This window comes from Metapseudomonas otitidis (genome assembly GCF_011397855.1).
GTDB lineage: Bacteria > Pseudomonadota > Gammaproteobacteria > Pseudomonadales > Pseudomonadaceae > Metapseudomonas > Metapseudomonas otitidis.
Map to the genome: position 1 here is coordinate 5,519,311 of NZ_AP022642.1, position 12,457 is coordinate 5,531,767.

The following is a 12,457-nucleotide window of genomic DNA, read 5'->3' on the forward strand; positions in this document are numbered from 1 at the left end:
CACGGGCCTCAGCGCAGCAGCGGACGCAGCAGTTCGCGGGAAATGATGTGGCGCTGGATCTCCGAGGTGCCTTCCCAGATGCGCTCGATGCGCGCGTTGCGCCAGATGCGCTCCACCGGCCCTTCGTCCATCAGGCCCATGCCGCCGAAGATCTGCACTGTCTCGTCGGCCACCTTGCCGAGCACTTCACTGGCGAACAGCTTGGCCATGCCGGCCTCGCCGTCGGTCATGGTGCCGCGGTCCATCTTCCAGGCGGTGTGCAGGGTCATCAGCTCGGCGGCGCGGATCTGCGTGGCCATGTCGGCGAGCTTGAACGAGATGCCCTGGTAGCTGCCGATGGGCTGGCCGAACTGCTTGCGGTCGGCGGACCACTGCAGCGCCAGGTCCAGCGCGCGCTGGGCCTGCCCGACGCAGTTGGCAGCCACCATCACGCGGCCAGCGGTGAGCCAGGCGTTAGCCACTTCCCAGCCCTTGTCCACTTCGCCGAGGACCTTGGAGGCCGGCACGCGGCAGTCGTCGAAGAAGATCTCGTAGGTGTGGTAGCCCTTGTTGCTCACGCACTTCGGCCCCCGGCGCACGGTCATGCCGGCGGTGCCCTTGTCCACCAGGAAGGCGGTCACGGCGTTGCGCTTCTTGCCGTTGCGCTCGAAGGTGTCGGTCACCGCGAAGACGATGGCGAAATCGGCATGCCCGGCGTGACTGATGAAGTGCTTGGCGCCGTTGATGATGAAGTCGTCGCCGTCACGCACGGCGCGGGTCTTGATGGCGTTGGCGTCGGAACCGGCGCCCGGCTCGGTGAGGGCGAAGCAGTCGATCTTCTCGCCCTGCACGCACGGCAGCAGGTAGTCGCCGATCTGCGCGCCGGTGCAGGCCATGAGGATCTTCGACGGCCGCGCAACGAACACATGCAGCGCCCAGGACACCTTCGACAGCTCGCGCTCGACCAGCGCCTGGGACAGGTAGTCCAGGCCACCGCCGCCGACGTCCTCGGGCATGTTGAAGGCGTAGAAACCAGCGGCGATGGCTTTGCCGCGAATCTGCGCGGCCAGCTCCGGGGATACGGCGTCGGCGCGGTCCACTGCTTCTTCGTGGGGCAGCAGCTCCTTCTCGACGAAGGCCTTGACCGCCTCGACGAGCATGTCCTGTTCCTGGGTCAGTTGAAAATCCATGGCATCACCTGCAGCCGTCAGCGGCCGTTGAATTGGGGGGAACGTTTCTCGGTCACGGCGCGCAGCGCCTCGGCGGCATCGTCACTGCGGCCGCAGAGCAGCCCGGCGGCCTGCTCGGCTTCCAGCTGCTGGGCCAGGGTGCGGCTGGCGCCCTCGCGCATCAGGCGCTTGGTCTGGGCGAAGGCGAAGGTCGGGCCGGCGGCCAGGCGCGCGGCGAATTCGCCGACCTGTGCCAGCAGGTGTTCATCGGCAACCACCTCGCCGACCAGGCCGGTGCTCAGCGCGCGCTCGGCGTTCCACAGCTCATCGAGGAACAGCAGGCGCTTGGCCGCTTCGCTGCCGATCAGGCGCGGCAGGTGCCAGCTGGCGCCGGCGTCCGGGCAGTAGGCCATGCCGGTGTAGCCGGCCTTGAAGCGCGCGGAGGCGCCAGCGATGCGGAAGTCGCAGCACAGCGCCAGGTCCATCCCCGCGCCCACGGCGGTGCCGTTGAGGGCAGCGATGGTCGGCTTGTCCAGGCCATGCAGGCGGCGCATCAGGGCGTGGGCGGTTTCGGTCCAGCCGTAGGTTTCCAGCTCGCCCCGGGCTTCGGCTTCGGCCCATTCGGCGAGGTCGGCGCCGGCGCAGAAGCTGCGGCCTTCACCGGTCAGCACGATGACGCGCACCGCCGGGTCGGCCTCATGGGCGTCCAGCTGGGCCAGCAGGTTCTTGAGCGTGGGGATGTCCAGCGCGTTGCGCTGCGCAGGGCGGTTCAGGGTGATCCAGGCGATACCGCCCTGGACCCGGCTGAGCGGGGATGGCTGTGTCATGCGGCCCTCGTTCTTGTCGTTGATTGTGCGGAGGCGAATGCGTGGCCTCATGCTAAACAGTCGTTCAACAAGACCACAATCCACCCCGGCAGCCGCCTGTAACGAAGCGTGCAAAGCCGCCGGAACGCGCCAGCCCTGGCGCCGAAGGGCGCGCAGACGGCGCTGGCCTCCGGCAGCGTTACAACTTCGAACAAAGATCTCTACGCCACGGAAAGGCGATGTTCCAATCCGCTATTGCGAGCCTCCTGAGCCTTGCACTAGCGGTCTCATGGTCCTTCTGCCTGAAGCGCAAGCCATTCCCCTAACTGGCTCAGAAGGTGGGGCGGCGAAACCTGCCCCTTCAGGAGGCCGAGTGGAATCGTCGTGGAAGGGGTTTAGCGACATGGATGTCGCGAGAGCGCTGCCGGGCCAGGGATGGCCCGTCAGCGCGGGCCCCTGGAACGACGATGGAGCGAGGGAAGTCCCGCGCAGCGGGACCCGTATGCAGGGGCGAGCCTTTTTGGTTTCTTTTTTGGCGACTGAAAAAAGAAACTTGTAAGTTGTTCCACACCTGCTTCAGACCGCCAGAAACTAGATCTCCAGATCGTGGGCGAGCGAGGGTCGGAGCAGGTTCTTCTTGATTAACCCGAACGGTTGCCTGAGCTCAAAGCTCGTTTCTGCAAGTCAGGGTGAGAGAGGAATGCCATGAACCAAGAACTCCTCGTTGTCGGAATCGATATCTCGAAGAACTTTCTCGATGTCTTCGTCAGTGGCAGCGCCACGCTCCAGCGCTATGCCAACGACGCTTCAGGTAGGGCCCAACTGGCCACCGATATGCTGGCCTTGGCACCCAACCTCATCGTGGCTGAGGCAACGGGTGGCCTGGAGCGTCTCCTGATTGCGGAGCTGGCTGCACAGCAATTGCCGTTGGTACTGGCCAATCCAAGGCAGGTCCGTGACTTTGCCAAGGCATCGGGCCAACTGGCCAAGACTGACGCGTTGGATGCTCGGGTTCTCGCCACATTCGGGATTGCCATTCGTCCCACCGTACGGCCGCTACCCGAGGAGCAAGCGCTCGAACTGGCGGATCTAGTTGGGCGTCGGCGTCAATTGGTCGACATGATGGTCGCCGAGAAGCTGCGCTTGCAGCAGGCAGCAGGCAAGGCCTTGCGGCGTGACATCAAGCTGCATATCCAGTGGCTGGAAAAGCGCCTCAGAGCCAGCGATGCAGGGTTGAATGATGCCATTCAAAAATCAGAGATCTGGCGGGCCAAGGATGACTTGCTGGCTGAAGTGAAAGGTATTGGGCCCGTATGTCGAATCACGTTGCTGGCTCTACTACCAGAGCTGGGCCACCTGAACCGCAAGCAGATTGCGGCATTGGTGGGTGTCGCGCCCTTCAACCGGGACAGCGGCTACTACCGGGGTACCCGGCGAGTTTGGGGTGGGCGATCCGAAGTCAGGAAGGTGCTCTACATGGCCACGCTGTCGGCCATTCGCAGCCGCAACGAGGTCGTGCACAGCTTCTATCGGAGACTAAAAGAACAGGGGAAACCCGGCAAAGTAGCGGTCGTCGCCTGCATGCGGAAACTGCTCACCATCCTCAATGCGATGCTCCGTGATCAGGCACATTTCAGGCCTCAAGTGGCTTGACGCTGAACACGGTTGCTCGCCCGGCAAGGCGAAACAGGCGACATCAGCAGAACTCAGCAATCAGCAACACGCTGTGGGGAGATTAGCCACGACCAAGGTCCCGCAGTGCGGGGCCTTGGTCGTGACACGGGGTTCAGCCGATGCTGGGGACGATCTCCTCCCCCACGTCACCACCACGCCTGCGGCGGATCAGGAAGTAGGCGCCGTAGCACACAGCGATGAAGCCGAAGCCCCAGTACAGCGACGGCCGCTGGGTGGGGTCCAGGGCGAGGAAGACGAACAGCGAGCAGCAGATGGCGATGCAGGCCAGCGGCACCAGCGGGAACAGCGGCGCCGAGTACTTCAGGTCGGCCCGGGTGCCGCCCTTGGCCATGTGCTCGCGGCGGAAGCGGTACTGGGCGTAGGCGATGACGATCCAGGTCACGGTGCCGGCCATGCCGCTCACCGCCATCAGCACCATGAACAGGGTGTCGGCGGCGACGATGCTGGTCAGCAGCGACAGCAGGGCGAAGCACAGGGTGATCAGCAGCGCGTACAGCGGCACGCCGCGGGCGCTCAGTTTCGACAGCTGGCGCGGCGCCATGCCGGTCTTGGACATGGCCCAGAGGATGCGGGTGGAGGCGTAGAGCCCGGAGTTGCCCACGGAAAGGATCGCCGTGAGGATCACGAAGTTCATCAGGTCGGCGGCATAGGGAATGCCCACCTTGTCGAACACCTGAACGAACGGGCTCTCCATCAGCCCCGCCTCACGCCAGGGGACGATGGCGGCCAGCACGCCGATGGCCAGCACGTAGAAGATCAGCACGCGGAAGACCACGTTGCGCACCGCCTGGGGGATGCTCTTCTCCGGCTGGTCGGTCTCGCCGGCGGCGACGCCCATGATCTCGCAGCCCTGGAAGGCATAGACCACCGTCATCATCACCGCGAACACGGCGGCCAGCCCGTTGGGGAACAGGCCATCCCCCACCAGGTTGGCCAGGCCCGGCGCCGCTGACTGGCCTTCGAGGGGAATGGCGCCGAACACCGCCAGCAGCCCCACCAGGATGAACACCAGGATGGCCGCCACCTTGATGCCGGAGAACCAGTACTCGGCCTCGCCGAAGGCCCGGGTCGCCAGGGCGTTGAGGGAGAACAACACCACCACGAACAACCCTGACCACACCCAGATGGGGACATCCGGGAACCAGCGCGTCATCAGCATCCCGGCGGCGGTGAACTCCAGGCCCACCGTGGAGGCCCAGCTCATCCAGTAGACCCAGCCGATCATGAAGCCGGTGGCCGGGCCGATGAAGCGCGTGGCGTGGGCCTGGAACGAGCCGGAGACCGGCATCTGCACCGAGAGTTCGCCGAGGCAGACCATCACCAGGTACATGAGCAGGCCGGCGACCAGGTAGGCGAGGATGGCGCCCATCGGGCCGCCAGAGCCGATGGTGACGCCCGAGCCCATGAACAGGCCGGTGCCGATCACCCCGCCGAGCGAGAGCATGAAGATGTGCCGGCTCTTGAGCGCCCGGGTGAGCTGGATTTTCTCGCCGCTGCCGGCGTGACGGGTCTCAGACATGGCGCACCTCCGGAGAACGGCGGGTGCGGGTGAGCGGAACTCTACGTTGGGTCATTGTTGTTATCTCCAATCGATCAGAGGCCGTGGCTCGAGCACGGATACCGCTGGATTATTCGAAGGAGATGTAAGGCGCCGTTGATCGCCGGGATCGAAGTTGTAAAAAGCTGTAATGAAGCTGTCTCGCTTCAGGGCGCTTTTAAAAACGTAGGCGAGGCAGTCATCGCAAGGCAAAAACAGGCGAAAAAGCGCAGTTTACGTGCGGTAAATGAGCATTTTGATCGGACTCGCGCACGAGCCTGTTTTTAACGCCGCGATGACAACGCAGGTAGTTTTTATAAGTGTCCTTCAGGCGAGCTGTTGCATCTGCGCCTCGGCCGCCGCCCGCTCCCGGTCCAGGCGCTCGCTCCAGCCCTGCAGCGCCTCGCCCGCCAGGGCGGCGGCTTCCAGGGCCGCCAGGCAGTTCCCGAGGCCACGCCAGCCCAGCGACCGGCAACTGCCGGCAAGGCGGTGGGCCAGGCCGGCGACTTCGTCCCGGTCGTCGGCGCGGATGGCTTCGTGCAGCAGCGGCATCTGCTCGGCCAGCAGTTGGCGCAGGGCGCCGACCAGCGCGGCGAGGCGGTTCTCCCCCAGCAGTTCGCGGTGGGTGGCCAGCAGACGGGGGTCGAGCGCGGTTCCGTCGTCCGCCTCGTCCGGCGGGGGGCTGCCGGGCACGGCCAGTGCACGACGCAGGGCGTCCAGGCGCAGGGGCTTGGCCAGCACGCCCTGCATGCCCGCCTCGAAGTAGCGGCGGACGCTGGCCGGTTCGACGCTGGCGGTGAAGGCGAGGATGGTGGTCGCCCGGTTGACCCCGTCCGCCTGCTGGCGGATCGCCCGGCACAGCTCGATGCCGTCCATGCCCGGCAGGTGCATGTCCAGCAGGATGAGGTCGAACGCCTGCTGGCGGCAGGCGTCCAGCGCGGGCTGGGCATCGTCCACGGCCTGCACGTGGTGGCCGTCCCGTTCCAGCAGCCCCAGGGCCACGTCGCGGTTCAGCGCCACGTCTTCCACCAGCAGCACCTGCAGGGCACGACCCGCAGGTGCGTTGCCCACCGGCCGGGCCGCCGGGAGCGCCGCCGGTTGCAGTTCGATGTCGAACCAGAAGCGGCTGCCCTCGCCTTCCCGGCTGTGCAGGCCGATCTGCCCGCCCATGGCGTCCACCAGCCGCTTGCTGATGGCCAGCCCCAGGCCGCTGCCGCCGTAGCGGCGGGTGACGGCGTCGCTGGCCTGGACGAAGCGCTCGAAGATCCGCGCCTGGGCCGCCTCGGGGATGCCGATGCCGTTGTCGCTGACCACGAAGCGCACGCGCTGGGCCGCGCCCTGGGCCGGGGTGGCGGTCACCTCCACCCGCACGTCGCCGTCGGCGGTGAACTTCACGGCATTGGCCACCAGGTTGCTCAGCACCTGGCGGAGGAACTGCTCGGCCCCTCGGCAGCGGCGGTTCACCGACGGGTCCAGGCGCAGCGAGAGCACGGTGCCGTTGTCCTCGGCGCGGGGCTCCAGCAGCGTCAGCACTTCGTCCAGCAGCTCGCTCAGATCGAACTCGACGGCTTCCGGCAGGCTCACCCCGTCTTCCAGCCGGGCGAACAGCAGGACTTCGTCGAGCACCGCCAGCAGGCCTTCCCCGGCCTTGTGCAGGGCGTGCAGGCGCTTGCGCTCCAGCGTGCCCAGGTCGGCGTCGCGCAGCAGTTCGGCCATGCCGAGGATGCCGTTGAGCGGAGTGCGGATCTCGTGGCTCATGGTCGCCAGGAAGCGCATCTTCGCCTCGTTCGCGGCCTCGGCCTCCTCCTTGGCCCGCTGCAGGCTGGCGGTACGCCGTTCGACCTGGCGCTGCAGCTCGCTGCGCTCGCGCCCCAGGGCCTGGCGCATGGTGTCCAGGGCCTGGGCCACGGTGTCGAGCTCGTCCGGCCGGGGCCGGGCGCGCTTGTCCAGGTGCAGCGGCTGCTGCAGGTCGCCTTCGGCCATGCGCTGGGCAAAGCCGGCCATGCGCTCCAGGTGCCGCGTCACCAGGCTGTGGAACAGCAGGCTCAGGGCCACCGCCAGGCCGCAGAGGAAGGCGCCCATCCACAGCAGGCCGTCCAGCCCGCTCTGCCAGAGGCGCCGATGAACGGCCCCGAGGTCGATGGCCAGGGTCAGTTCACCGAGGGCGCGCCGCTCGCCGTCGGGCGGCTGGTAGCCGAGGGGGAAATGCTCGACCCGCACCGGGCCGGGCACCTGGATGTCGCCCTGGACCAGGGTGAAATCCTCGCTGGCGAGGCTCGCCCAGGCGACGTCTGGGAAGTCCACCAGGCCGTGCAGTTGCACCCGCAACTGGGCCTGGTCGAGGTCCCAGAGGCTGCGCTCGAAGCTGGCCAGGTAACCGCTGCGGATCAGCTCCAGGCGCTGTTCGATGGCCTGCATCTCGCGCCGGTACTCCAGGCCCAGCTGCACCGCGCCGGCCAGCAGGGTGACGCACAAGCTGAAGCCGAGGACCCGCTGCAGCAGGCGCCGGGCCAGCGGTCCGGGGGCGTGCAGGGCCTTCATGGTGACTCCAGGGGGCGCCCCTGGGTGCGGTAGTCGCGCTCGCTCTCTTCCAGCCAGCGCTGCAGGCTGCCGTCGGCCTGCAGCGCCTGCAGGATGCGGTCGATGTCGTCGAGCCGCGCCAGGAGCGGTGAGCGCCGCGACACGGCCAGCCGCAGGGAGTCCACCGCCAGGGGTTCGGGCGCGTCGACGATGGCCTCGCCGCCCGGCATGCCCGCCACGAACAGCCGCCCGGTGCGACGCTCGTAGGGGATGAAGTCGATGCGCTGGCGGATCAGCTTGCCGAAGTTCTGCCGGCTGTCCGAGACGTATTCGATGCGCCCCTGGCGGGTGACGAAGCGGTCGAACTCGGTGCCGTAGCTTTCCCCGAACAGCAGCCCGCCACGGTAACCGGCGAGGTCGGCCAGGTGCTTTACCGCCAGGGGCTTGTGGCGGTTGTAGAAGAGCGCGACCTCCTCCCGCAGCACCGGCGCCTCGGCGAACGCCAGGTATTGCTGGCGCTCCCCGGTGCGGTAGGCCAGCACCAGGTCGACGCGGCCGCTGGCGGCATCCATCAGGCAGCGCTTCCAGTTGCCGAGCACCACCACCTGCATCTCGTAGCCCAGCTCCTGGAGCACCCGCTTCACCACCTGGGGCGCCAGGCCGCGTACGGCCTGGCCATCGCTCCAGGACACGGGCGGGTACACCGGGTAGTCGCAATAGCGCATGGTCTCGGCCGCCAGCCCGAGGCTGCACCAGCCCCAGGCCAGGAGTGCCAGCCAGCGCATGCTCAGGCCTCGCTGGGGGTGGCGGTGAACAGGTAGCCGGCGCCGTGGATGGTGATGATCAGCTGCGGGTCGGCGGGGTCGTCGCGCAACTTGCGGCGCAGGCGCCCGACCAGCACGTCGATGGAGCGGTCGTTGGGCAGCCATTCGCGGTTGCGGATCTGGTCCATCAACTGGTCACGGCTGAGGGTGTGCCCGCTGTTGCGCAGGAAGGTGCTGAGCAACTGGAACTCGCCCTGGGTGAGCAGCGTTTCATGGCCGGTGGAATCGATGATGCGGCGCCGATCGGTGTCCAGCAGCCAGTCGCCGAACTGCTTGAGCACCTGGCGCACGGGGCCGGGCTCGGCCTGGGCATGGCGGACCCGGCGCACCAGGTTCTTCGCCCGGGACACCAGCTCGCGGGGGTTGAGGGGCTTGATCACGTAGTCGTCGGCGCCGCATTCGAGGCCGACGATGCGGTCGATCTCGTCGTTGCGCCCGGTGATCAGGATGATCCCGATCTCGGAGCGCACCCGCAGCTCGCGGGTCAGGGTCAGGCCGTCCTTGCCGGGCAGGCGGACGTCCAGCAGCACCAGCTCCACGGGCTGGCCGAGGTGGGAGGTCTTGGCCAGCACGGCTTCGGCCTGCTCGGCATCGGCCGCGCAGAACACCTCGTAGCCCTCATCGCCCAGGTAGCTCTGCAGCAGCTCACGAATCACCGGATCGTCATCGACGACCAATACGCGGGGAACCATCGCCATCACCTTTCACCTCCGGCGTGCCGGGGCGTTTCTTGTTCTGGTTGTCGGACGGTGACACCCGGGCCGAGGCTCGGGTGGAAGCAGCAGCCTAGCCACTACTGAACAAACGATCAATAAGCGGACGTATCCTCCTGGAAACGCCGGTAGGCGCCGGCCTGCAGACCATCAACCCAGGCTTCGCAGATCACAACGCCCTGCTCGGGGGTGAAGGTGGCGGGATTGAGGCCGGACTCCAGCCACAGCCCGTCCAGCAGCGCGCTGAGGCTGATGGCCGCGAGGCCGGCGTCGAAGGCGGGCCAGCCCTCCTCCTCCGCCAGCAGGGCGAGGGCGTCGGCCAGCAGGCTGCGGTAGTTGCCGTAGGACTGGTCATGGACCCGGCGGATGGATTCGATGTGGGTCACCGCGCCCCAGAACACCAGCCAGGCGTCGAGCAGCTGGGGGTCGAGCATCTCGGCCGAGAACGAGGCCTGGAAGAAGGCCGAGAGGCGCCGCCGGGCAAGCCCCGGGGCGGACTCCACGGCGCAGCGCAGCAGGCTCATGACCCGCTCGCTGACCGCCAGGTAGGCCTCGGCCACCAGCGCGTCCTTGCCCTCGTAGTGGTGGTTGATGAGGCCGACGGAGACACCCGCCTCGGCGCAGATCTTGCGCACGGAGGCGCCCTGGAAACCGTAGCGCTTGAGGCAGACCAGGGTGGCGTCCACCAGCAGGGCCTTGCGCTGCTCCGGCTCCAGCCGGGAAAACCGCACTTCCGTATTCATCACCACGCTCCTGTTCGTTCAACCGCACGGGGCCGGGAAGCGGCCTCACTCCTCGCTGTGCACCACCACCAGCAACTCGGCCTGCTCCTCGCCCAGGGAGCGCAGGCGGTGCGGCTTCTGGGCGTTGAAGTGCAGCGCGTCGCCGGTTTCCAGGGTCAGGCGCTCGGACAGGAAGTCGACCTCCACCCGCCCCCGGTGAACGAAGATGAACTCCTCGCCCAGGTGCTCCTTGAAGGTCGAATGGCTGAAGTCCCGGGGGGGATGGACGATGAACGGCAGCAGCGCGCGGTCGCCGATCTGCCGGGCGAGGGAGGCGTAGGCCGGGCCCTCGTCGTCCCGCGCCAGCGGCTGCCGCTCGTCGTGGCGCACCAGGCTGTAGCCCTCGCTGGCGGCACCCTCCTCGGCGAACAGCTCCTCCACCGGTACGCTGAGCGCCTTCGACAGCCTCAGCGCGGTGGCGATGGAGGGCGTGCTCAGGCCCCGCTCCACCTTGGACAGGTAGCTCTTGGTCATGCCGGTCTTCTCGGCCAGCGTTTCCAGGGTCATCCCCAGTTTTTTTCTCAATAATTTCAATCGCATGGACATGCAGAACGCCCCTTTGGCGTCGGTGCGGGAAACTTTTCTCTTGCCAATGACACTTTGTGTCATTTAGCTTTGTTTGTGTCATTCGCTTCGACATGACCGCGAGCCCCACTCGCGTCACCCGGCTAAGGATGCTCACATGGCAACTACCATGCACCTCCCTAAGGACCAACTGATCCAGCATGCCGAACGGCAGATGCAGACCAGCCTGCTGGATAATACGTGGACGGCCCGGCAAAAACTGGCCCTGACCTGCCGAATCCTCTTCGAGGGCGGCCATGATTCCGGCCTGGCCGGGCAGATCACCTGCCGTGCCGAGGAGCCCGGCACCTACTACACCCAGCAACTGGGGCTGGGCTTCGACGAGATTTCCGCCAGCAACCTGCTGCGGGTCGACGAGGACCTCAAGGTGCTCCAGGGCCAGGGCATGGCCAATCCGGCCAACCGTTTCCACAGCTGGGTGTACCGCGCCCGCCCGGACGTGAACTGCATCATCCACACCCACCCGCTGCACGCCGCCGCCCTGTCGATGCTGGAAGTACCGCTGGCGGTCTCGCACATGGACCTCTGCCCGCTGTACGACGACTGCGCCTTCCTCAAGGAGTGGCCGGGGGTGCCGGTGGGCAACGAAGAGGGCGAGATCATCTCCGCCGCCCTGGGCGACAAGCGCGCCATCCTGCTCTCCCACCACGGCCTGCTGGTGACCGGTGCCAGCATCGAGGAAGCCTGCGTACTGGCGCTGCTGTTCGAACGCGCCGCGAAGATGCAGCTGCTGGCCATGTCCGCCGGCGAGATCCGCCCCATCCCGCCGGCCCTCGGTCGTGAGGCTCATGACTGGATCTCCACGCCCAAGCGCCACGGCGCGGCCTTCAGCTACTACGCACGGCGCAGCCTGCGTCAGCACGGCGACTGCCTGAGCTGACCGCGCGCCACCACACAAGACCTTTCGCCCATTGCCCCAGGTGCACCCATGTCCTCTTCCATCCTCCACGGCATCATCGGCTACACCATCACCCCCTTCGGCGCGGACGGCGCCCTCGACCTGCCGGCCCTCGGCCACTCCATCGAACGTCTGCTGGACGGCGGCGTGCACGCCATCGCGCCCCTGGGCAGCACCGGCGAAGGCGCCTACCTCAGCGACCCGGAATGGGACGCGGTGGCGGAGTTCAGCCTGAGCACCGTCGCCGGCCGCGTGCCGAGCATCGTCAGCGTGTCCGACCTGACCACGGCGCGCACCGTGCGCCGCGCCCGCCTGGCCGAGCAGCTGGGCGCCAGCGCGGTGATGGTGCTGCCGGTGTCCTACTGGAAGCTCAGCGAGGCGGAGATCCTCGCCCACTACCGCGCGGTGGGCGAGGCCATCGGCATCCCGGTGATGCTCTACAACAACCCGGGCACCAGCGGCACGGACCTGCCGGTGGAGCTGATCCTGCGGATCGTCCGGGAGGTGGAGAACGTCACGATGGTCAAGGAGAGCACCGGCGACATCCAGCGCATGCACCGGCTGCACCTGCTCTCCGACGGCCAGGTGGCCTTCTACAACGGCTGCAACCCGCTGGCGCTGGAGGCCCTGGTGGCTGGGGCGAAAGGCTGGTGTACCGCCGCGCCCAACCTCATCCCCCGGCACAACCTGGCGCTCTACGAGGCGGTGCGCGAGGGGCGCCTGGACGAGGCGCGGGAGTCCTTCTATCGCCAGCTGGCGCTGCTGGACTACATCACCCGCCGGGGCCTGCCCACCACCGTGAAGGCCGGCCTGCGCCTGACCGGGCTGGACGTGGGCGTCCCGCGCCTGCCCCTGCAGGCGCTGGATGACGAAGGGCAGCGCTACCTGAGCGGCCTGCTGGCCGAGCTGCGCTGACCGGCGGCCCCGCCCGTCGCACGGCGGGCGGGGC

General features: G+C 67.4%; 11 protein-coding genes. 3 read left to right on the plus strand and 8 right to left on the minus strand.

Annotated elements, in window-relative coordinates:
* Nucleotides 1–8 precede the first annotated feature (8 nt).
* Nucleotides 9–1,169, minus strand: coding sequence for an acyl-CoA dehydrogenase family protein (locus PotMrB4_RS25630; RefSeq protein ID WP_142013879.1), 1,161 nt, complete (start codon nucleotides 1,167–1,169; stop codon nucleotides 9–11).
* Between the two features lie 17 nt (nucleotides 1,170–1,186).
* Nucleotides 1,187–1,975 (minus strand): enoyl-CoA hydratase/isomerase family protein, encoded by a 789-nt coding sequence (locus PotMrB4_RS25635; RefSeq protein WP_172434802.1) that lies wholly within the window; start codon nucleotides 1,973–1,975, stop codon nucleotides 1,187–1,189.
* A gap of 684 nt (nucleotides 1,976–2,659) precedes the next feature.
* Between PotMrB4_RS25635 and PotMrB4_RS25640 the strand changes: the two genes are divergently transcribed.
* Entirely contained in the window at nucleotides 2,660–3,607 is a 948-nt protein-coding gene (locus tag PotMrB4_RS25640; RefSeq protein WP_172432356.1) for an IS110 family RNA-guided transposase, read from the plus strand.
* A gap of 133 nt (nucleotides 3,608–3,740) precedes the next feature.
* On the opposite strand, the gene PotMrB4_RS25645 is transcribed toward PotMrB4_RS25640, so the two are convergent.
* The 6 genes from PotMrB4_RS25645 to PotMrB4_RS25670 form a co-directional block, all read right to left on the minus strand.
* Nucleotides 3,741–5,168: an amino acid permease gene (locus tag PotMrB4_RS25645; RefSeq protein WP_172434803.1), complete on the minus strand. Its 1,428-nt coding sequence runs from the start codon at nucleotides 5,166–5,168 to the stop codon at nucleotides 3,741–3,743.
* 345 nt (nucleotides 5,169–5,513) lie between these two features.
* On the minus strand, nucleotides 5,514–7,727 hold the full coding sequence (locus PotMrB4_RS25650) for an ATP-binding protein (protein ID WP_172434804.1): 2,214 nt from the start codon (nucleotides 7,725–7,727) through the stop codon (nucleotides 5,514–5,516).
* Nucleotides 7,724–8,497, minus strand: a complete 774-nt coding sequence (locus PotMrB4_RS25655) for a substrate-binding periplasmic protein (protein WP_394354047.1) — start codon at nucleotides 8,495–8,497, stop codon at nucleotides 7,724–7,726. The genes PotMrB4_RS25650 and PotMrB4_RS25655 overlap by 4 nt, the downstream gene beginning before the upstream one ends.
* Nucleotides 8,494–9,228: a response regulator transcription factor gene (locus tag PotMrB4_RS25660; RefSeq protein WP_107331359.1), complete on the minus strand. Its 735-nt coding sequence runs from the start codon at nucleotides 9,226–9,228 to the stop codon at nucleotides 8,494–8,496. The genes PotMrB4_RS25655 and PotMrB4_RS25660 overlap by 4 nt, the downstream gene beginning before the upstream one ends.
* Nucleotides 9,229–9,338: 110 nt before the next feature.
* Nucleotides 9,339–9,986 (minus strand): TetR family transcriptional regulator C-terminal domain-containing protein, encoded by a 648-nt coding sequence (locus tag PotMrB4_RS25665; RefSeq protein WP_172434806.1) that lies wholly within the window; start codon nucleotides 9,984–9,986, stop codon nucleotides 9,339–9,341.
* Nucleotides 9,987–10,031: 45 nt separating this feature from the next.
* The gene (locus tag PotMrB4_RS25670; RefSeq protein WP_172434807.1) at nucleotides 10,032–10,571 is read right to left on the minus strand and encodes a helix-turn-helix domain-containing protein; all 540 of its coding nucleotides are present in this window, start codon (nucleotides 10,569–10,571) and stop codon (nucleotides 10,032–10,034) included.
* 136 nt (nucleotides 10,572–10,707) lie between these two features.
* On the opposite strand from PotMrB4_RS25670, the gene PotMrB4_RS25675 reads away from it, so the two are divergent.
* A complete protein-coding gene (locus tag PotMrB4_RS25675; RefSeq protein ID WP_044401056.1) occupies nucleotides 10,708–11,490 on the plus strand; it encodes an aldolase in 783 nt (260 codons plus the stop codon).
* A 48-nt stretch (nucleotides 11,491–11,538) separates the two neighbouring features.
* Nucleotides 11,539–12,423 carry a dihydrodipicolinate synthase family protein gene (locus PotMrB4_RS25680; RefSeq protein WP_172434808.1) on the plus strand — a complete coding sequence of 295 codons (885 nt, stop codon included), beginning with the start codon at nucleotides 11,539–11,541 and terminating at the stop codon, nucleotides 12,421–12,423.
* The last annotated feature ends 34 nt before the right edge of the window (nucleotides 12,424–12,457 follow it).